Source organism: Stenotrophomonas nitritireducens, from assembly GCF_001431425.1.
In the GTDB taxonomy this organism is placed as follows: domain Bacteria; phylum Pseudomonadota; class Gammaproteobacteria; order Xanthomonadales; family Xanthomonadaceae; genus Stenotrophomonas; species Stenotrophomonas nitritireducens.
The window spans coordinates 1-20,129 of sequence record NZ_LDJG01000019.1; the positions used below are offsets into that span (position 1 = coordinate 1).

The 20,129-nt window shown below is 67.5% G+C and carries 21 protein-coding genes; 3 read left to right on the forward strand and 18 right to left on the reverse strand.

What is annotated here, in order from left to right:
• Nucleotides 1-180 precede the first annotated feature (180 nt).
• The 15 genes from ABB22_RS12925 to ABB22_RS12995 form a co-directional block, all read right to left on the reverse strand.
• The gene (locus ABB22_RS12925; RefSeq protein WP_055771303.1) at nt 181-699 is read right to left on the reverse strand and encodes a DUF2271 domain-containing protein; all 519 of its coding nucleotides are present in this window, start codon (nt 697-699) and stop codon (nt 181-183) included.
• A 26-nt stretch (nt 700-725) separates the two neighbouring features.
• A complete protein-coding gene (locus ABB22_RS12930) occupies nt 726-1,370 on the reverse strand; it encodes a PepSY-associated TM helix domain-containing protein (RefSeq protein ID WP_055771300.1) in 645 nt (214 codons plus the stop codon).
• 145 nt (nt 1,371-1,515) lie between these two features.
• Complete coding sequence (locus ABB22_RS12935; protein WP_057505263.1) at nt 1,516-3,936, reverse strand: TonB-dependent receptor domain-containing protein; 2,421 nt, start codon at nt 3,934-3,936, stop codon at nt 1,516-1,518.
• Nucleotides 3,937-4,046: 110 nt separating this feature from the next.
• Nucleotides 4,047-4,514, reverse strand: coding sequence for a hypothetical protein (locus ABB22_RS12940; protein ID WP_156358028.1), 468 nt, complete (start codon nt 4,512-4,514; stop codon nt 4,047-4,049).
• Nucleotides 4,515-4,607: 93 nt separating this feature from the next.
• On the reverse strand, nt 4,608-5,285 hold the full coding sequence (locus tag ABB22_RS12945) for a Fe2+-dependent dioxygenase (RefSeq protein WP_055771291.1): 678 nt from the start codon (nt 5,283-5,285) through the stop codon (nt 4,608-4,610).
• Nucleotides 5,286-5,293: 8 nt separating this feature from the next.
• On the reverse strand, nt 5,294-6,013 hold the full coding sequence (locus ABB22_RS12950) for a tetratricopeptide repeat protein (RefSeq protein ID WP_055771288.1): 720 nt from the start codon (nt 6,011-6,013) through the stop codon (nt 5,294-5,296).
• Nucleotides 6,014-6,157: 144 nt separating this feature from the next.
• Nucleotides 6,158-8,440, reverse strand: a complete 2,283-nt coding sequence (locus ABB22_RS12955; RefSeq protein ID WP_055771285.1) for a TonB-dependent receptor — start codon at nt 8,438-8,440, stop codon at nt 6,158-6,160.
• 292 nt (nt 8,441-8,732) lie between these two features.
• Nucleotides 8,733-9,065, reverse strand: a complete 333-nt coding sequence (locus ABB22_RS12960) for a non-heme iron oxygenase ferredoxin subunit (protein WP_055771282.1) — start codon at nt 9,063-9,065, stop codon at nt 8,733-8,735.
• A complete protein-coding gene (locus ABB22_RS12965) occupies nt 9,062-9,598 on the reverse strand; it encodes a GNAT family N-acetyltransferase (RefSeq protein WP_055771911.1) in 537 nt (178 codons plus the stop codon). The genes ABB22_RS12960 and ABB22_RS12965 overlap by 4 nt, the downstream gene beginning before the upstream one ends.
• 222 nt (nt 9,599-9,820) lie before the next feature.
• Nucleotides 9,821-11,077, reverse strand: a complete 1,257-nt coding sequence (locus ABB22_RS12970; RefSeq protein WP_055771279.1) for a cysteine desulfurase — start codon at nt 11,075-11,077, stop codon at nt 9,821-9,823.
• Nucleotides 11,074-12,336: a Fe-S cluster assembly protein SufD gene (gene sufD, locus ABB22_RS12975; protein ID WP_055771276.1), complete on the reverse strand. Its 1,263-nt coding sequence runs from the start codon at nt 12,334-12,336 to the stop codon at nt 11,074-11,076. The genes ABB22_RS12970 and sufD overlap by 4 nt, the downstream gene beginning before the upstream one ends.
• On the reverse strand, nt 12,336-13,142 hold the full coding sequence (gene sufC, locus ABB22_RS12980) for a Fe-S cluster assembly ATPase SufC (RefSeq protein ID WP_425477805.1): 807 nt from the start codon (nt 13,140-13,142) through the stop codon (nt 12,336-12,338). Before sufC ends, sufD begins: the two co-directional genes overlap by 1 nt.
• Nucleotides 13,139-13,549 (reverse strand): lysozyme inhibitor LprI family protein, encoded by a 411-nt coding sequence (locus ABB22_RS12985; RefSeq protein WP_055771272.1) that lies wholly within the window; start codon nt 13,547-13,549, stop codon nt 13,139-13,141. The genes sufC and ABB22_RS12985 overlap by 4 nt, the downstream gene beginning before the upstream one ends.
• A complete protein-coding gene (gene sufB, locus ABB22_RS12990) occupies nt 13,546-15,021 on the reverse strand; it encodes a Fe-S cluster assembly protein SufB (RefSeq protein ID WP_055771268.1) in 1,476 nt (491 codons plus the stop codon). The genes ABB22_RS12985 and sufB overlap by 4 nt, the downstream gene beginning before the upstream one ends.
• Before the next feature lie 17 nt (nt 15,022-15,038).
• The gene (locus tag ABB22_RS12995) at nt 15,039-15,485 is read right to left on the reverse strand and encodes an SUF system Fe-S cluster assembly regulator (protein ID WP_055771265.1); all 447 of its coding nucleotides are present in this window, start codon (nt 15,483-15,485) and stop codon (nt 15,039-15,041) included.
• Between the two features lie 178 nt (nt 15,486-15,663).
• Here ABB22_RS12995 and ABB22_RS13000 point away from each other — a divergent pair, with 178 nt between their 5' ends.
• A complete protein-coding gene (locus tag ABB22_RS13000; protein ID WP_055771908.1) occupies nt 15,664-16,131 on the forward strand; it encodes an SET domain-containing protein in 468 nt (155 codons plus the stop codon).
• 474 nt (nt 16,132-16,605) lie between these two features.
• Here ABB22_RS13000 and ABB22_RS13005 read toward each other — a convergent pair whose 3' ends face one another.
• The 3 genes from ABB22_RS13005 to ABB22_RS13015 all read right to left on the reverse strand — a co-directional run bounded on the left by ABB22_RS13005 (nt 16,606) and on the right by ABB22_RS13015 (nt 18,523).
• Entirely contained in the window at nt 16,606-17,193 is a 588-nt protein-coding gene (locus ABB22_RS13005) for a YceB family lipoprotein (RefSeq protein WP_055771262.1), read from the reverse strand.
• A gap of 90 nt (nt 17,194-17,283) precedes the next feature.
• A complete protein-coding gene (locus ABB22_RS13010; protein WP_425477804.1) occupies nt 17,284-17,694 on the reverse strand; it encodes a DUF3861 family protein in 411 nt (136 codons plus the stop codon).
• A 430-nt stretch (nt 17,695-18,124) separates the two neighbouring features.
• A complete protein-coding gene (locus tag ABB22_RS13015) occupies nt 18,125-18,523 on the reverse strand; it encodes an HU family DNA-binding protein (protein WP_055771902.1) in 399 nt (132 codons plus the stop codon).
• Between the two features lie 332 nt (nt 18,524-18,855).
• Between ABB22_RS13015 and ABB22_RS13020 the strand changes: the two genes are divergently transcribed.
• On the forward strand, nt 18,856-19,290 hold the full coding sequence (locus ABB22_RS13020; RefSeq protein WP_055771259.1) for an OsmC family protein: 435 nt from the start codon (nt 18,856-18,858) through the stop codon (nt 19,288-19,290).
• A 106-nt stretch (nt 19,291-19,396) separates the two neighbouring features.
• Entirely contained in the window at nt 19,397-20,098 is a 702-nt protein-coding gene (locus ABB22_RS13025) for a glycine zipper 2TM domain-containing protein (RefSeq protein WP_055771257.1), read from the forward strand.
• The last annotated feature ends 31 nt before the right edge of the window (nt 20,099-20,129 follow it).

Consider the following 20,129-nt stretch of genomic DNA (forward strand, 5'->3'; position numbering starts at 1 on the left):
TTTCTGTGACGGTTTGGTTCTTTTTTTTTTTCAGGCAGAAGACGGCGTACGAACATCGCCTTAGTCTCGAGGGCTCGGAGATGTATATAAGAGTCAGGGGCGGAGAACGGAAGCGTGGCGGCGATCAGCGCGGCGAGCAGGGTGGTGCGTTTCATGGCGTGTTTCTCCTTGTTCGGAACGTCAGGGCTTGATGGCGAGGGTGACCAGGCCGAGCTCGCTCTGGCCCTGGGCGGTGCCGTTGCCGGCCTTGCCCTTCCACTCGAAGGGAATCTTCAGCAGCTCGCGGCCGCCGACTTCGCGCACCGCCTCCACCACCAGCGTGTACTGGCCGGCGGGCAGGCCGCGCAGCTGCGGCTGGCTGTCGCTGAAGCCCAGCGCATGCTTGCCGGCCGGGCGTGTGGGGCCGGTCACGCCATCCACCGGCACCTGCAGGGTACGGCCGCTCTTGCGCCACCACTGGCGCAGGTCCGGCAGCCACTTGGTGCCGTGGCCTTCGGCATTGGCCGTCTGCTGGTACCACACCGACAGATTGGCGGCGGACTTCTGCCCGGCGTCCTCGATCCACACCGCCACGTAGGGGCGGTGGTATTCGGCCACGTTGAGCTTGGGGATCTCGACGTTGATGTCCAGGCTGGCGGCATAGGCCGCCGGGGGGGCGGCGAGCAGCCCGCTCAAGGCGATGGTCAGGGTGACGCGCATGGTGCGACTCCGTAGGGGAAGCGTGTTCAGTGGATGAGGAGCAGGGCGATCAGCAGCGGGATCAGCAGGCCCAGGCCGACCAGCGGCCAGGTCATGCGCCGCTGCCGCGCATGCAGGTGCAGCAGGAACAGGCCGGTGATGCAGAACACCAGGCAGGCCACCGCGAACAGGTCGATGAACCAGCCCCAGCCAGCGCCGGCGTTGCGGCCCTTGTGCAGGTCGTTGAAATACGACACCCAGCCGCGGCGGGTCTGTTCGAACTCCACCGCGCCGGTTTCGCGGTCGATGCTCAGCCAGGCGTCGCTGCCGGGGCCGGGCATGGACAGGTAGACCTCTTCCGGCGACCACTCGGCCGCGCGTCGGCCGATGGCCACTTCCAGCTCGCGCGACAACCAATCGGCGACCTTGGCCGGGAGCGGGGCGTTGCCGTCTTCATGTGGAGCCAGCGCCTGCAGCAGCGGTGCCGGCAGCTCCAGGTGAAGGTTGGTGACCTGCGGCTTGGCCTCGATCTTCGCGGCGTGGTTGAGGGTGATGCCGGTGGCGGCGAACAGCAGCATGCCGACCAGGCAGACCGCCGAGCTTATCCAGTGCCACTGGTGCAGCGTGCGCAGCCAGAAACCGCGGCTGGCCTGCTGCTGGACGAGATCGGTGGGAGAGCGTTCTGGGGACACGTGCGCGATGCGGCAGAAAGAGGTGGAATTAGAACATTGATGAGAATGATTCGCAATTTGTATCGCTTCATTCCCTGCCTGCCGGGCAGGAGGAGATCCGTTCCCGGAGAGGAGGGACGGGTCTTCCTCCACCACGGCGGACGGATCAGAAGCGCATGTTCAGGCTCAGCCAGACACTGCGCGCCTTGTCCTTGTTGTTGTAGTCGTCCTCGAACAGCACTTCGTTGGTCAGGTCGCCGTAGATGCCGTTGCCGTTGAGGTCGTTGAACGAGGCCTGGTAGGTGGTGAAGTCGCGGTCGAGCAGGTTGTTGATGCGCGCGTTGATCGTCAGCCAACGGGTGGCCTCGAACGACGCGCCCAGGTGCAGCACCGTGTAGTCCCTGTAGTACAGCTCGTTGCCGGTGACGGCGCTGACGCCGCGGTAGCGTCTGGAACGCGCCTCGGTGGTGAGGAACAGGCCGAAGCGGTCGTTGGCCTGCCAGTCGAGGGTGGCATTGGCCATGTGCCGCGCGCTGTTGCCCAGCGGCAGGCCCTTCTCGGCGCCGCTTTTCTGCTCGCTGTCGGTGAAGGTGTAGTTGGCGCGGAAGCCGAAGGCATCGCTGATCTTCCAGCGCCCGGACAGCTCGGCGCCGCGGATCACCACTTCGTCGATGTTCACCGTGCGGCTGCTGCTCGAATAACCCAGCTCGGCGTACTCGCCGCTGCTGGTGCAGCTCAGCGCCAGGCCGGCGCCGCAGGGCTGGCTGTCGATCTTGTCGTCGAACCGGTTGTGGAACAGCGTGGCATTGAAATTGTGGCCCTGCGGATGCTGCCAGTAGACCGCCAGCTCGGTGCTGGTACTGGTTTCCGGCTTCAGGTCCGGATTGCCGAAGAACGGCGAGGTGCCCTGGCCACCGAAACCGGTGACGCCGTCGTACAGGTCGGTGGTCTTGGGCGTCTTGAAGCCGGTGCTGACGCCGCCCTTGACCGTCCACTGCCCATTGAGGGTATAGACGCCGTACAGGCGCGGGCTCAGGTGGTCGCCGAACACCGCGTGGTCGTCGTAGCGCAGGCCGACGGTGAGGGTCAGCGGCGCGCTCACCTTCCAGTTGTCCTCGACGAACAGCGAGTACATGTCGTGCTCCTGCTTCAGGCCCGGCGTGCCCTTCTCGGTACCGAACACGCCGTCGGTCAATTCGCCGCGGATGACCTGGGTGCCCACCACCAGAGTGTGCTCGCCGGCGGCCTGGAACGGGATGTCGAGCTTGGCGTCCAGGGTGTACTGCGCGCTCTCCAGCGTGCGCTTGGGGCGCGGCAGGAAGGTGGACTCGGCCAGCGCACGGCGCTCGGCCAGATCCATGCCGGCGTACTGGCCGGTGCCGTCGATCATCGCCAGCAGCTGTTCGCGCTCGGCCACGGTGAACGGCAGGGTGCGGCCATCGTTGTTGGTGGCCACGTGCGCCAGCGAGACGAAGCTGTTGCCGAAATCCCACTGGCCTTCGTGGGTCAGCGCCCAGGCGTCGCGGGTGAATTCCTGCGACGGACTGTAGCCGACGCGCGGATCGGCGCGACGCGCCCAGCTGCCGCCGTTCGCACGGCAGGCATTGGCGTTGGCGCCGGCCGCGCCGAAGCAGAAGTTGGAGGCGCGCCAGACGCTGTTGATGTTGTCCACGGTGCCGACGGGATATTCCTCGACCCCGCTGTCGTTGAGCTTGATCCTGTTGTCGTATTCCTGCCGCGAAGCGTCGTAGTCCAGGGACACGGTCTGGTTGTCGGTGGGCATCCAGGTCAGGGTGATGCCGCCGGCCTTGTTGGTGTTGTCCACGGTCTTGCCGCCGCTGCCGAAGCCCAGCGGGCGGGTGTGCAGGCCGCCGGCGGGATCGGTGACCGGCGCGTAGGTCGGGTTGGACGCCTTGCGGTCGTACCAGCTGCCGCGCGCGCTGAGATTGAGCACGCCGGGCAGCAGCGGGCCGGTGAGGAAAAAGTCCATGGTGCTGTCGTCGCCGAACTCGTCGCTGGTCTCGACGGTACGGGCGACGCTGGCCGAGCCGTGCCAGCCGTCGAGGGTGCGCTTGGTGATGATGTTGATCACCCCGCCCATGGCATCGGCACCGTACAGCGTGGACATCGGGCCACGGATCACCTCGATGCGCTCGATCGCATCCAGCGGCGGGATGTGGTTGAACTGGTTGCCGCCGAAGTTGTTGGGATAGATGTCGCCGTGGTTGTTCTGGCGCCTGCCGTTGACCAGGATCAGGGTGTAGTCCGAGCCCATGCCGCGCATGGAGATGGTACCCTGGCCGGTCTTGTCGCGGGTTTCACCCACGTCCACGCCTTCAAGGTCGCGTACCGCGTCCAGCAGGGTCATGTAGGGACGCCTTGCCAGTTCCTCGCGGGTGATGACCGAAATGCTGGCCGGCGCGTCGGTGATCTTCTGCTCGAAGCCCGAGGCGGTGACCACCACGGTATCCAGCGTGGCCGGTTGGCCGGCTGGTACGCCGGAGGCGTGGGCCGACATGGCGGTCAGCACAGCGATGGCGAGGGAAGTGCGTGCGGCGGGCACGCGGAAACGATGGCGCAGAGCCATGGGATGACCTCGAAAACGAAAGGGAAAAGGCGTGGCTGGCCGTGACGCCTGCGGGCGCCATGACGGGAATGAACAGAACTGGATCCGCGCCGCGCTACCGCGGTGGACGATCAGGCCAGAGGAGGCGCCTGGCTGCGTTGCAGGCGCCAGCGCACCGGCGTGGCATCTGGTGGCGTCGGTGCGGCGACCGGTACGGTGGAGCGCAGGGCGACTGCCTGATCGCCCGCGGATGCCGACGGGCGCGGCGGGGCGGGACGACTCCAGGCGGCGCGGGGCGCCTGCAGCGTGGCTGCGCGGCGGAGTTTGGCCGGATTTTCCCGTTCGGCGGATTCGCCGGTCGGTCCTTCCTCGCCGCTGACGGGCGCATGGACGGCCAGTCCGGCCGCTGCCGTCGACAGGGTCGCGCTCGGCCAGCCGGGCATCAGCATCGAGAACATCGCCAGCAGTACCAGCAACGGCGCACGCAGGCCGGCGCGCGGGAGCGCTACGGCTGGCAGGCGATATGGCTGGAGCAGATGGCGCACTTGAATCCCCGTTGGCGCAAGGCACCGGCCGGATGGGCCGGTGGTGTCGCTCAATTGTAGTTGGGATTCGTTACCTGGTGCAAATAAGAATTCATTGCATTTGAGTCCGGCTTGACGCAGGTCAGACCGGGCGCAGGGGAGCCATGCTCAGACCTCGGCCCACTGCCGCAGCAGGTTGTGGTACACGCCGGTCAGCTGCAGCACCGCGTCGGCATCGGCATTGCCGCGGCGCAGGGTTTCGATGGAGGTATCCATCTCGAACAGCATCCGCCGCCGCGCGTCGTCGCGGATCATGCTCTGCACCCAGAAGAACGAGGCCAGCCGTGCGCCGCGGGTCACCGGGGTGACCTGGTGCAGGCTGCTGGAGGGGTACAGGATCAGGTCGCCGGCCGGCAGTTTCACTTCGTGCTCGCCATAGGTGTCGCTGATGACCAGTTCGCCGCCTTCATACTCGTCCGGGGCGTTGAGGAACAGCGTGCACGACACGTCCGAGCGCAGCTGCTCGCCCTGGGACAGGTTCATCACCGCGCCATCGACATGGAAGCCGTAGGTGCCGCCGCCGGCGTAGCGGTTGAAGCGCGGCGGCAGGTACTTCAGCGGCAGCGCGGCGCTGAAGAACAGCGGGTTCTTGGCCAGCGCGACGAGAAGGGTCTCGCCCAGTTCGCGCCGCAGCGGCGACTCCTCGGGCAACTGCTCGTTGCGCTTGGCCTGCGCGCCGAGGTGGCCGACGGTTTCGCGTCCGTCGGTCCACTGCGCGGCGTCGAGCCTGGCGCGGAATCCGGCGACCTGCCCGGGGGTGAGTACGTTGGGAATGTGCAGCAGCATGGGAGGCCTCAGCTTGCGAGGTGGGTGACCAGCCCGCGCACCCGCGGATGCGGCGACGCGGCCAGTTCCGGGACGATATGGGTCATGAACGCAGGGCTGCCGTGCGCGAGCGCGAGCCGCAGCCAATGCAGGGCTTCGTCGATACGGCCATCCTGCAGAAGGATGGAGGCGTAGTTGGCCTGCCCGCGGAAGTCGCCGGCTTCGGCCGAGCGCCGATACCAGTCCAGCGCGGCCTGCGGATCGCGCCCGGTTTCCAGTCCGTCTTCCAGGTGGCGCGCCAGCAGGTTCATCGACTTGGCATGGCCCATATGCGCGGCCTGGGTATACAGCGCGAGCGCCCGCGGCCGGTCCTGTGGCACGCCACGGCCGGTGGCGAGCAGGTTGGCATGGTTGTACATGCCCCAGTCCAGCCCGGCCTCGGCGGCATTGCGGTACCAGACGGCGGCCAGCGTGGCGTCGGGTGCGCAGCCCTGGCCCAGCTCATGGCAGCGGCCGAGCATGTTCATCGCCAGCGCGCTGCCGTTGTTGGCGGCGGTCTCGTACCAGAGCAGTGCGGCGTGTTCATCACGCGCCACGCCCTTGCCTTCGATATAGAGCTGGGCCAGCAGCAGCTGTGCATCCAGCTGGCCCGCCAGTGCCGCCTCGCGGATCTGCGCGAAGGTGGCTTGGGGATCGCTGAGCAGTTGCCGCGCCAGCGCGGTGGCATCGCTTGGAAGGGGAGTGGACATGGTCGTGCCTGTGACCTGGTTTGAATCGGCAGGGTCGGCCGATGGTTGCCATTGCGGGTGAACTGGGTCGCCTGCCGTGGCCGCCAGCGGAAACGCAGAACGGCGGCAGGCTTGCGCCTGCCGCCGTTGCTGCTCATGCCTGCATCAGAACTTGACGTTCAGTGCCAGCGTGGCGGCGCGGCCCGGTGCGATCGCTGCGTAGTGCGAGGCATAGGCCTTGGTGAAGTAGGTCTTGTCGGTGAGGTTCTGCACGTTCAGCTGCAGGCTGATGTTGTCCTGGATGGCGTAGCTGGCCATTGCATCCCAACGGGTGTAAGCCGGGATCCACTTGGTGTTGGCCACGTCGCCGTACTGCTTGTCGACATAGCTGGCGCCACCGCCGATGGTCAGGCCGAACGGCAGCATGTAGGTGGTCCACAGCGTGGCGGCGTGCTTGGGGGTGTTCGGGAACATGTTGCCGTTGTTCGGCGAGACGATCCACACGCCCGGAGCCGGGCAACCGGTACGGCTGGAAATGGAGCAGACAAAACCGTTGTCCTTCAGCTCCGAATCCATGTAGGTGTAGCCACCGGCGACGTTCCAGCGGTCGGTGATCTGGCCATTGACGCCGATCTCGACGCCGCTGATCGCCTTCTTGCCAGCGTTCTGGGTGCTGCCGGTGTCGATCACGACACGCGCATTGCTCATCTCGGTATGGAAGATCGCGGCGGTCAGGTTCAAGCGCTTGTCGAACAGGTCCCACTTGGTGCCCAGTTCGTAGTTCCTGGTTTCCTGCGGCTTGAGGTTCTGGATGGCGGCGCTGATCGAGTCGTTGCCTTCACCGCTGTCCATGCCCGGCGGGGTCGAGGAGGTGCCGTAGGACAGGTAGATGCTGCCATTGGCGGTCGGCTTGAACACCACGCCGGCCTGGTAGTTGAGGAAGCCGTCGCTGTTGCGCAGCACGGTCGGAGCCTTGTTCAGGACCGGGGTGACCTGTTCGGTGTCGTAGTCGTCCCAGCGCAGGCCGAGGTTGACCAGCCACTTTTCGCTCAGCTCGATGGTGTCGAATGCATAGACCGACTTGGTCTTGGTGGTCTGCTCGACATCCAGCGCCTTGTTGGTGCGGGTCACCGGGTGGGTGGCCGACCACGGATCGTTCGGGTTCGGGTTGTAGAAGTCGGTGCAGTTGTAGCCGGTCGCAGCACCGGTGGTCTTGCACACCTGGTTGTTGCTGATCGGGTTGTTGGTGCCGCCGCCGCCGATGTCGTAGCCGCCCTTGCTGCTCTTTTCTTCGCTGTACTCGACGCCAGCACTGTAGCTGTGCTTCAGGCCGCCGGTCTGGAACGCACCGGTCAGGCTCAGCTGGTCGGCGAAGGTCTTGGTATCGATGGCGCGGTTGTTGGTACGGCGCCACAAGGTGCCGTACTGCAGCGGGTTGTTCTTGCTGTCGTCCGGCTGGGTCCACAGGTAGTCGTTGCTGGTGTTGCCCAGGCGCGCGATGTTGCGCAGCTTGTGGCCGCCGAGGTCATAGCTGGCGTCGATGGTGCTGATGTCGGCGCGGGTACGCTGGAAGTCGCGGTCCTTCAGCCCGTAGTAGTTGTTGCGGTTGGGCACCAGCGGCTTGCCGGTGGTGGTGCCGGTGGCCGGGTTGCCGTACGGGAAGCCGCCTGCATCGGGCAGGTCGTCGGTTTCCAGGTGGTAGTGGCTGGCAATCAGCTGCAGCGGGCCGTTCAGGCCGAAGGCGATGGACGGTGCGATGCCCCAGCGGCTGACATTGGCGGCATCACGGCCGGCGATGTCCGACTCGTGCTTGAGCAGGTTCAGGCGTGCGGCAATGCCGTCGCCGAGCACGTAGTTGGCGTCCACGGTGCCGCGCGCATAGCTGTCGGTGCCCACGCCCATGCTGACGTTGGTTTCGTTCTTCAGCTTCGGGGTCTTGCTGACCAGGTTGATGCTGCCGCCGCCGGAATCACGGCCGCCGTAGGCCGAGCTCGGGCCCTTGACCACTTCCAGCTGTTCCAGGTCGAACACTTCGCGGGTCTGGGTGCCGACGTCGCGCAGGCCGTCGACGAACATGTTGCTCTGGCCGTCGAAGCCGCGCAGGAACGGACGGTCGCCGGTGGAATTGCCGCCTTCGCCGGCACCGAAGGTGATGCCCGGCACCATGCGCAGCGCATCGACCAGATTGGTCGCGCCGATTTCCTGGATGGTCTTCTCGGTGACCACGGACACCGACTTCGGCGTATCCAGCAGTTCGGCGGTGAACTTGGGCGAGGACGGCGCGAACCAGCTGCCGCGGACCTGCACCTTGTCCAGCTCGGTGGCCGGCGCGTCGCCGCTGTCGGCGTCCGCGGCCTGGGCCGACAGGGAGGAGAAGCCGGCGGCGAGGGTGGCCGTGGCCAGCAGGGTGGCGCGCGGTGCGTACTTGCGGGACGTGATGTGGTTCATGGGCGGTCGGGAAAGGAAGGGAAAGATCCCTTTGCAAAGAGCAGGGGAAGTGGATGCCGTCCGGATCGCCCAGCGGCGCCCGGGTATGGGCGCCGCTGGTGGAGGCAGATGCGCATCCTAACGATAATCGTTATCAATAACAACGAGATTATTGGGTGGGCGGTAGCCGGAGCCGGCCATGCAGCCCCGTATCGGGGCATCGGCAAGGATCAAAAAGGCGGGCCCGCCTGCGAATGCGCTCCGGCAGGCCCCGCGGCATGGGCAGCCGCGCCGCTGCCGTGCGGGGCGGTCCTCAGTCGCGGTCGTCGCGGGCCCAGATCCCGCCGTCCTCGCACTTGACCGGGAATTTCGGCACCGGGGTATAGGCCGGCGCGCACAGGGCGCGGCCATCGCGGATGTCGAAACGGGCGCCGTGCAGGATGCACTCGACGCTGCCCTCGGCCGGGTCGAGGTTGCCCGAGGACAGCTCGAACTCCTCGTGCGTGCACTGGTCCTCCAGTGCGTACAGTTCGCCGTCCAGGTTGAACACGACGATGGGCGCGCCGGTGACTTCGTCGAAGGCGGTCTTCATTTCCCCCGGCAGCAGTTCGCCGCTGGCGCAGACATAGGTCCAGGTCGCACTCATGCAGCCGGCTCCAGGCGCTTTTCCAGGACTTCGAAGCGCAGGTCGTCACGCCTGGGGATGCCGAAGCGCTCGTCGCCGTAGGGGAACGGCTTCTTGATGCCGGTCCGGGCGTAGCCGCGTCGCTCGTAGAAGGCGATCAGCTCGTCGCGGCAGTCGATCACCGTCATCTGCATGGTCGGCAGCCGCCACTGCCCGGCCACGTGGCGCTCGGCCTGCTGCATGACCTGCTTGCCGACGCCGCCGCCCTGGGCCTTCGGACTGACCGCGAACATGCCGAAGTAGCCATGCCCGTCCTCGTCGGCGATATGGCAGCAGGCCAGCATCTGCCCGGCCTGCTCGGCGATCAGGATCAGGCTGCGCGGCCGGCCGATGTCGGCGAGGATGCCTTCGGCATCCACCCGCTGGCCATCGAGGATGTCGGCCTCTGTGGTCCAGCCCACGCGCGAGGTGTCACCCCGGTAGGCGGAGGTGACCAGTTCGATCAGGGCCGGAACGTCGTCCGGTGTGGCGGTGCGGAAAATGAGGGCGTCCATGCCGGACATTGTAGAGCGGGGCAACGCCCCGCTGGAGCGCTCCCGGCAATGCCTCGCCGGGCGATGCCCGGCGCTACGGGGCTTTCCTGTTCCGTCCCGTGTAGAGCGGGGCAATACCCCGCTGGGGCACTCCCCACCCGGCCTCGCCGGGCCATGCCCGGCGCTGCAGAGCCTCCCTCTCCACTCCCTGTGGAGCGGGGAGCGCGCTGCGCCATGGAGCGCTCACCCCAACAGCGTGCGTACCTTCTTCAATGCAGCCATGAAGGCTTCGATCTCTTCATGGGTGTTGTAGAAGGCGAGCGAGGCGCGGCAGGTGGCGGCGACGCCGTAGTACTGTAGCAGCGGGTGCGCGCAGTGCTGGCCGGAGCGTACCGCCACGCCCTGCAGGTCGAGCAGGGTGGCCAGGTCGTGCGCGTGCGCGCCTTCGACCAGGAAGGAGACCACCGCGGCCTTGTGTGGGGCCGTGCCGAAGATGCGCACGCCGTCGATGCGCTGCAGCTCCTCGGTGAAGTGCGCCAGCAGTTCCTGCTCGCGGGCGGCGACGTGATTGCGCCCGAGCCCGTCCAGGTAGTCCGCCGCCACGCCCAGGCCGATGAAGCCGGCGATGTTCGGCGTGCCGGCCTCGAACTTGTGGGGAGCATCGTTGAACACGGTGCCGTCGAAGCTGACTTCCTTGATCATTTCGCCGCCGCCGAGGAACGGCGGCATTTCCTGCAGCAGTTCGCGGCGCGCCCACAGTGCGCCGGTGCCGGTGGGGCCGCACATCTTGTGGCCGGTGACCGCGTAGAAGTCGCAGCCGACGGCGGCGACGTCCAGTTCCAGGTGCGGCGCGGCCTGCGAGCCGTCGATGACGGTGACGATGCCGCGCCTGCGCGCCTCGCGGCAGATCTCGCGTACCGGATTGACCGTGCCCAGCACGTTGGAGACATGCGCCAGCGCCAGCAGCTTCACCTCCGGCGTCATGGCCGCATGCAGCGCGTCCATGTCCAGTGTGCCGTCGGGCGCGATTTCGGCCACGCGGATGCTCGCGCCGGTGCGCTGCGCCACCAGCTGCCAGGGCACGATGTTGGCGTGGTGCTCCATGCGCGAAACCAGGATCACGTCGCCGGCCTTGAGCCGCGGCAGCGCCCACGAATAGGCGACGAGGTTGATCGCGAAGGTGGTGCCGCTGCACAGGACCAGCTCGTCGGCGCGCACGTTGAGGAAGCGCGCCAGCTTGCCGCGCGCGCCCTCGTAGGCCTCGGTGGCCTCGCTGCCCAGGGCATGGACGGCGCGGCTGACGTTGGCGTTGTAGCGGCGGTAGAACTCGTCCACCGCGCCGATCACCGACAGCGGCTTCTGCGCGGTGTTGGCATTGTCGAAGTACACCAGCGGCTTGCCGTTGACTTCGCGCATGAGCAGCGGGAAATCGGCGCGTACGCGCTCCCAGTCCGGAGCGGCGGGCGAGGACGGGATCGGGCGCGGGGAGGAAAGGTTCATGCCACGCCTGCCTGCTGCAGTGCCTGGTCCAGGTGGCGGACCAGCTTTTCGGTCAGGATGCCCTCCACCGCGGCCAACGGTTCGTGGCAGAACGCGGCGCTGAGCATGGCGCGCGCCTGGTCGGCCGGCACGCCGCGCGAGCGCAGGTAGAACAGCGCATTGGCATCGAGCTGACCGACCGTGGCGCCGTGCGCGGCCTTGACCTCGTCGGCATCGATCACCAGCGTCGGCTGGGTATCGATCTCGGCATCGGCGGACAGCAGCAGGTTCTTGTTGGACAGGTTAGCGTCGGTGCCATCGGCGCCTTCGCGGATGTGGATGCCGCCATGGAACACCACGCGGCTGCGGTTGGCGGCCACGCCGCGCCACAGCATTTCGGCGCTGGTGTCGCGGGCGATGTGCTCGATGCCCAGGCGGGTGTCGATATGGCGGCGGCCGGTGCCCAGCAGCACGCCGTTGGCGACCAGCCTGGCGTTGTCGCCTTCCAGGCGCACGTTGAGTTCGTGGCGGGTCAGCGCCGCGCCCAGCTCCAGGTCGATGCGGCGGTATTGCGCATCGCGGGCCAGCACCGCGTCGGTGCGCAGCAGCGAGGTGGCGCGCGCGCCGTCGGCCTGCACGCGGGCGTGCGAGAGCCGTGCGTCCTGGGCCAGGTGGACGTGCACCAGGGTGTTGTCCAGGTGCGCGCTGTCGCCGGCCCACAGGTGATGCTCGACCAGGCCGAACACGGCGCCGCGGCGCAGCTCGATCAGGTGGCGGTGGTGCCAGGCCCGGTCGGCGGAATCGGCGGCGCTGACGAAGACCAGGTGCAGCGGCGTCTCGCTGTGGGCGCCTTCGGCCACCTGTACCAGCACGCCTTCATCGGCAAGTGCGGCATTGAGCTGGGCGAACACTTCATCGGCGCGCTCGAAGCGGCGATCGAGGAAGCGCAGGGCTTCGGGCTCTTCGGCCTGCACCGCAGCCAGGGTGCGCACCTGCACACCTGCGGCCAGCGCCGACAGATCGCTCAGCGCAGCGCTGTGGCGGCCATTGACGAAGACCAGTCGCGGCGCCGGGATGTGGGCCAGCAGGGCGGCATCGATGTCCGCGGCCTGCGGCGGCGCTGCGGCGAACGTGCGGCGTTCGAGCTGGCGCAGCGAGGTGTACTTCCAGGCCTCGCTGCGCGCAGCGGGCAGGCCGGTCTGCAGCGCGGCATCAAGCAGCGTGCGGCGGGCATCGCTGCCGCTGAAGCCGGCGGCCAGTGAATCCAGGAGCGCGCTCATTACTTGGCGGCCTCGCGGACCACGCGGTCCTTCAGGAAATCGTAGCCGTGGGCTTCCAGCTCCAGCGCCAGTTCCGGGCCGCCGGTCTTGACGATGCGGCCGTCGGCCAGCACGTGCACCACGTCCGGCTTGATGTAGTCGAGCAGGCGCTGGTAGTGGGTGATGACCAGGAACGAACGTTCAGGCGAACGCAGCGCGTTGACGCCGTCGGCCACGCTCTTGAGCGCGTCGATGTCCAGGCCCGAATCGGTCTCGTCGAGGATCGCTAGCTTCGGTTCCAGCACGGCCAGCTGGAAGATCTCGTTGCGCTTCTTCTCGCCGCCGGAAAAGCCTTCGTTGACGCCGCGATGCAGAAGTTCGTCCTTCAGGTGCAGCACCGCCAGCTTCTGGCGGACCAGCTTGAGGAACTGCATCGAGTCCAGCTCCGGCTCGCCGCGCGTCTTGCGCTGGGCGTTGAGCGCGGCGCGCAGGAAGTAGGTGTTGTTCACGCCCGGGATCTCCACCGGGTACTGGAAGGCCAGGAACAGGCCGGCGGCAGCGCGCGCTTCCGGCTCCAGGTCCAGCAGGTCATCGCCCTCGAACCGCACGCTGCCCCCGGTGACTTCATAGCCGTCGCGCCCGGAAAGCACGTTGCCAAGCGTGGACTTGCCGGCGCCGTTCGGCCCCATGATGGCGTGCACTTCGCCGGGCTTCACGTCCAGCGAAAGGCCCTTGAGGATTTCCTTGCCGGCGATGCTGGCGTGGAGGTTTTCGATCTTCAGCATGAGGGTACGGTCTTCGATTTGAATGGGGGGCGGGGCGATCAGAGTTCGCCTTCGGCGCGATCAAGGAAAGTGGCGCGCAGCCAGTGGGTGCGCTGCCGGGTCAGCTCGGCCTTGTCGGCCGAATACAGCGCCGGGTACATCGAGCCATACAGGACGCGCGGGTTCTCGTCCTTGCCGACCGGGTATCGCGCGTCGATGTCGGCATCACGCAGCTGGACCCGCAGGCGCTGGGCACCGCGCAGCTTTTCGATGGCGACCGGCTGGCCCTGCAGCTTCTGCATCACCTGCCGGTACACGGCGTTGAGCTCCGTATCGGCCTTCCCGGCCTCGCGCGCCGCGCATTCGTTGATGTCCAGCTGGCTGCGGGCGTCGTCGCAGGCCTTGCCCAATGGCGAGGCGGGGGCCGCGAAGGGCAGCAGCGCGAGCAGCAGAAGGGGCAGGCGGCTCATCCGACCGAGCCTTCCAGCGACACTTCCAGCAGCTTCTTGGCTTCCACCGCGAACTCCATCGGCAGCTCCTTGAACACCTGCTTGCAGAAGCCGTCGACGATCATCGACACCGCGTTCTCCTGGTCGATGCCGCGCGAGCGGCAATAGAACATCTGGTCGTCGGAGATCTTGGAGGTGGTGGCTTCGTGTTCGACGGTGGCGCTGGGGTTCTTCACCTCGATGTAGGGGAAGGTGTGGGCGCCGCACTTCTTGCCGATCAGCAGCGAGTCGCACTGGGTGTAGTTGCGCGCGCCGTCGGCGCCGGCGGCGACCTTGACCAGGCCGCGATAGGTGTTCTGGCCGCGGCCGGCGCTGATGCCCTTGGAGACGATCTTGCTCTTGGTGCGCTTGCCGACGTGGATCATCTTGGTGCCGGTATCGGCCTGCTGGCGGTGGTGGGTGAGCGCCACCGAGTGGAACTCGCCCACCGAGTCGTCGCCCAGCAGCACGCAGGACGGGTACTTCCAGGTGATGGCCGAGCCGGTCTCCACCTGGGTCCAGGTGACCTTGCTGCGCGCGCCGCGGCATTCGGCGCGCTTGGTGACGAAGTTGTAGATGCCGCCGACGCCGTTCTCGTCGCCCGGGTACCAGTTCTGCACCGTGGAGTACTTGATCTCGGCATCTTCCAGCGCGACCAGCTCGACCACCGCGGCGTGCAGCTGGTTCTCGTCGCGCATCGGCGCGGTGCAGCCTTCCAGGTAGGAGACGTGGCCCCGGTCCTCGCAGATGATCAGCGTGCGCTCGAACTGGCCGGTGTTGTTGGCGTTGATCCGGAAGTAGGTGCTCAGTTCCATCGGGCAGCGCACGCCCTTGGGCACGAACACGAAGCTGCCGTCGGAGAACACCGCCGAGTTGAGCGCGGCGAAGTAGTTGTCGCCCACCGGCACCACCGAACCCAGGTACTGGCGGACCAGGTCGGGGTATTCGCGGATGGCCTCGGAGATCGAGCAGAAGATCACGCCCTTGTCGGCCAGTTCCTTGCGGAAGGTGGTGCCGACCGAAACCGAGTCGAACACGGCGTCGACCGCCACGCCGGCGAGCTTGGCGCGTTCGTGCAGCGGCACGCCGAGCTTGTCGTAGGTGTCCAGCAGTTCCTTGGGCACTTCGTCCAGCGACTTGTACTTCGGGCCCTTAGGCGCGGAGTAGTAGCTCAGCGCCTGCAGGTCGATCGGGCCGATCTGCAGCTTGGCCCAGTCCGGCTGGCGCATGGTCAGGAAGTGGCGGTAGGCGTCCAGGCGCCACTGCGTCATCCACTCCGGCTCTTCCTTCTTGGCCGAAAGCGCGCGGATGACGTCTTCGTCCAGGCCGGGCGCGAACGAATCGGACTCGATGTCGGTGACGAAGCCGGCCTCGTACTTGCGGCCCAGCTGTTCGTGGATCTCGCGGTTGGGGGTGTCGGCGGTGCCGACGTTTTCGATGGTCTCGGTGGCCATGAGGCTGCCTACGGAATTCAGGAAACGATGCTGACGTCGATGCGTCGACGGTCGGCAAGTGGGAGGGGGTGCAGCATCTGCGCCAGGGTCACGCCGCGCAGGGCGTCGGCGACCACGTCGTTGATCAGCCGCCAGTTGGAGCGCACGCCGCACTGGCTGGCGATGCCGCACTGGCTCTGGCCCTGGCTGCACTCGGTGATCGCCAGCGGGCCTTCCATCGCCTCGACGATCTCGATCAGGCTGATCTCGGTGGCGGGGCGGGTGAGGCGGTAACCGCCACGTACGCCGCGCAGGCCCTCGACCAGCCCGGCCTGCGCCAGCGGTTTGAGCAGTTTGCTGACGGTCGGCGGCTCCAGCCCGGCGGCCTCGGCCAGTTCGGTCGCGCTCAGCACCTCGTCCGGCCGTGTGGCGAGCACGGTCATGACGACGCTGGCGTAGTCGGTGAGCTTGGTGACGCGGAGCATGGGTGGGGCGTGGAAATCAATGTGGACCGAAATTGTACGCTTTTGTGCGCGGCGCCTCAAACCCGGCCCGTGGCGGGGTGTTGATGCAGGTCAAGCGGTCCGCATCGTTCGCCCGGGCTTGGGAAGCCCGCGCGACTGCGCGAGAATCCCCCTTCCTCATCGTTTCCCGGCCATGTACATGCCCAAGAAGATCCAGGCGCGCAAATCCACCATCCACGGCAATGGCGTGTTCGCGCTGGCGGCCATCGCCAAGGGCGAGCGCGTCATCGAGTACAAGGGCCTGCGCCGGACCCATGCCGAGGTGGACGCCGACGATGCGGGCGACGTGGAAAGCGGCCACACCTTCCTGTTCACGCTGAACGACGACTACGTCATCGATGCCAACCACAAGGGCAACGACGCGCGCTGGATCAACCACAGCTGCGACCCGAACTGCGAAGCGCTGATCGAGGAGGCCGAAGGCGACGACCGTACCGCCGACAAGGTGTTCATCGAGGCGATCCGCGCGATCAAGCCGGGCGAGGAACTGACCTACAACTACGGCATCACCCTGGCCGAGCGCCATACCCCGCGCCTGAAGAAGATCTGGGAGTGCCGTTGCGGCTCGCCCAAATGCACCGGCACGATGCTGCAGCCCAAGCGCTGAGCTTCTCTCCGGTGTCGTGCGTAGAGCGGGGCAACGCCCCGCTGGAGCTTCACCGGGAAAGCCCGCCGGGCGCTGCCCGGCGCTACAGAACCCTGTCCCGTGTAGAGCGGGGCAACGCCCCGCAGGAGCTTCACCGGGAAAGCCCGCCGGGCGCTGCCCGGCGCTACAGAACCCTGCCCGTGTAGAGCGGGGCAACGCCCCGCTAGAGCTTCGCCGGGAAAGCCCGCCGGGCGCTGCCCGACGCTACAGAACCCCGCCACCCTCTAGAGCGGGGCAACGCCCCGCTGGAGCGTTCCCGGCAAAGGCCCCGCCGGGCGTGTTGCCCGGCGCTACAGCGCACCGCGGCGATCCGTCACCGCGTAGCGCGGGCAACGCTCCACGGGGGGTTGTCCGCTGGAGCCCCGCCGGCGCTGCGGACCATCCCGGCTTCTGAGGGAACGACTCCCCGCCGCGAATGCCTTCCGGCCGGCTGGATCAGTTTCCCAGCAACCCCTGCGGCACCAGCCGGCCGAGGTCCTGGTTGAAGTCCACCGCGATGCGGCCGTTCTCGATGCCCACCGACTTCACCTGCAGCGCGCCCATCACGTTGGCGATGGCCGGATCGATGCGGTAGATCGGCTCGCGGCGCGCATAGTCGGCCAGCCAGCTGTTGAGCAGGCCGCGGGTGCCGGAATCGAGCTCGGCACCGGCCATCACCGGGCGGAAGGCGTCGACGGTCGGTTGTTCCAGGTGGAAGCCGCGCGTGGCCGCGTCGTAGCGCAGGCTGCTGCTGAGCTGCACGTTGCCCACCTGCGTCGGGGCACCGCCGGCGGCGGCCATGGCCAGGTCGAACTGCAGGTTCAGGCGGTTGCCGGCCGGCAGCGTCAGCCGCGGCTGGCTGACCGTCAGCGCGAGCAGCCCGCCGAGCGCCTTCTGCGAACGCGGAAAGCTGCCATCCAGGTAATGCTGCACGTCGGCTGCGTCGACCATGAGCTTGCGGCCGCTGACCTGCGGCGATGCATGGGCACTGGTGGCCATGGCCACGCAGGCGACGGCGGGCAGCAGCAGGGAGCGGAAGTTCATCGTATCGGCCTGGGAAGAGTGCGACGGAAGCAACGCACGATACCTGGAAGCGGTGAATGGCCGGTTAGCGGAACAGCATCGCCAGCGCGCCTACTGCGCTTCGCGCAGCGCCTGCAGTTTGGCGATCAGGCCGTCGAGCTCCGGCTGCAGCGCCGCCAGCGGGTGGTCGCCTTCGCGCGCTGCCGCGGCCAGCGTCTCCAGCAGGCCGGTGGCCACCACCACGCCGGCATCCTCGTTGCAGGACAGGCGCCGCTGCCGCTGTGCGCCTTCCAGTTCGCGCATCCAGTTGCGGGGACTGCGCTGTTCGAATTCGATGGTGCAACGGCCGCTGCACTGCAGGCCATCGGCTTCGATCGGCGTGACGGTGATGCGGTAACGGTGCTTGCTGCTGGACATGACGTGGGAGGTGGCTGTGGCTTGGTCGTCACCATAGGCCCGGCAGGCGGCCCGGGCGAGGCGCCGGCCCATGACGCTGTGTTCCAGCGCGAAGCGCCAGCGCATTACCCCCGTCATTCCTGGCGGCACCCCTGTGGGGCGTCGCGTCGCAATGCTGGAAACCGCTCCTGCGATTTCCCCGCGTGGGCGTTCCACGAGCTGCGGCGCAGACCGTGGGCTCCCTCTCGTGGATCTCCACCGCGCCCGGGGGCTTCGGCGCACGCTTCACCCCGGGGGCTCTCCCGCGGATGCATTGCGGTGGCTGGAAAACGGATTGCAGCCATTCCGGCAACGGATTGTCGCAGCCCGGATGGTTGCGCCCTGGCCGGTGGACGAACTGCCCCTGGAAGAACGCCGCCTGCCGTGGAGGCCGCGCAGAAAACCGTCGGGAGCGGTTTTGACAGGGCACATCGATGGTCCGCGGGAGCGCCATGGGCGGCGCAAAAAAAAACGGGACGGCATGGCCGTCCCGTTCTTTCGTCCAAGGGCGTGCGGATCAGACCGCGGCGTCCTTGAGCTTCTTGAGCGGGCGCACCTTGATCTTGGTGGAGGCCGGCTTGGCGGCGAACCACTGCTCTTCCTTGGTGAACGGGTTGATGCCCTTGCGCTTCGGCTTGGCCGGCACGCTCACGGTGGAGATCTTCAACAGGCCCGGCAGGGTGAAGCTGCCTGCGCCCTTCTTGTTGACCGATGCGGCGACGGCGCCTTCCAGCGCGGCCAGGATGGAGCGGACATCCTTGGCGGCGACGCTGGTCGCCTCGGCCAGGTGCGCAACCAGACCCGACTTGGTCAGGGCTTCCTTGATCGGCTTGGGAGCGGCCGGCTTGGCGGCTGCCTTCGTAGCGACTTTCTTCGCTGCCTTCTTCGGGGCAGCCTTCTTAGCGGTCTTTGCCATGATTTCCTGTTCCGTGAACGGTTGGTTGTTGGTCATGCCGACCCCGTCGGCAAGCGAAATGTAGGGCATGCGCGGTGCATCGCCAATAGGGCGGAGCACAAAAACCCCATAAAAATTGCATCCAACCGCTTTCCAGCCGGGGCATGAGGCGGCGTCCGCGGCAAAACAGGCGGGAAAAGCAGGGGTCCGGTGCGTCCGTCGCGGATGCGCGGCATGGACGGCGGTGTCGTCGGGGAGCGGTCGCGGTGCGCGGTGCCGCTGCGGCGCACAAGGCGCTAACGAACGCTGCCATACGCTGGAGCGACCTTCCACGCATGCACAGGAGAGACGCCATGGGTATTTCACGCCACGCCACCGCGCACTGGGAGGGCGACCTCAAGAGCGGACAGGGGCGCCTGAGCACGCCGCAGAGCGGGCTGATGGAGAACACGCGCTACGCCTTTTCCAGCCGCTTCGGCGACGAGAAGGGAACCAACCCGGAAGAACTGATCGCCGCCGCGCATGCGGGCTGCTTCACCATGGCGCTGTCGGCGAAGCTGGCCGAGGCCGGTTTCCCGCCGCGCTCGCTCGACACCCGCGCCGATGTCGACCTGTCCATGGATGGCGGTCCGCAGCTGTCGCAGATCCGCCTGAAGGTGAAGGCGGTGGTGCCGGGCATGGACGAGGTGAAGTTCCGCGCGGTGGCCGACGATGCCAAGCAGAACTGCCCGGTATCGAAGGCGCTGAGCGCGGTGCCGATCAGCCTGGAGACCGAGTTCTCCGCCTGATCCCGCGGCCGGGGCGGCGGTCGTGCCGCCCCGGCGTTCCGGTTCAGGGGCGTTTCACGCGCCGCGCCCGAGCATCCGTCCATTCCAACCCGCCGGTACGGCCGCCATGTCCCGATCATTGCCTCTTGCAGGTGTCCTGGTCTTCGGTTGCCTGCTGGCGTTTTCCGCCTCGGCGCAGCGCTATGACGACGGCCGCTATCGTCCGTCGCCGACCAGCGGCGACTGGCGCCAGGACGATGACCGCTACTACACGGGCGACAACGGCCCGGTCTACGACTACGCGCGCGTGGTGCGCGTGGATCCGATCATCGTCGATGGCGGCGACCGCCAGGGGCGCTGCTACGAGCGCAGCGATGGCGATTACGCATACGGGCCGGATGGCTACCGGCAGGAGCGTCGCGATACCCGCGATTACGGCGACGACCGGTATGCAGGCGGTTACCGCCAGGGCAGCGATGGCGGTCGCCAGGTCGCGACGGTGATCGGCGGCCTGGCCGGCGCCATCATCGGCAGCCGCATCGGTGGCGGCGATGGGCGCTACCTGGGCACGGCGATCGGCACCGTCGCCGGCGGTGCCGCCGGGCGTGCGATCTACGACGCGAATACCGGTCCGGTCTACCGGCGTTCGGACGTGCGCGTCTGCGAGCCCGGGCGCGGGGGTTACGGCCGTGATGGCTACGGTTACGAGAGCGAGCGCGTGGACGGCTACGACGTCACCTACGAGTACGGCGGCCGCGAGTACCACACCCGTCGCGACTACCATCCGGGCGAACGCATCCGGGTGCGGGTGGACGTCAGCGCCGACTGATCCTGGATGGCGCCCGGTGCCGTCGCCATGC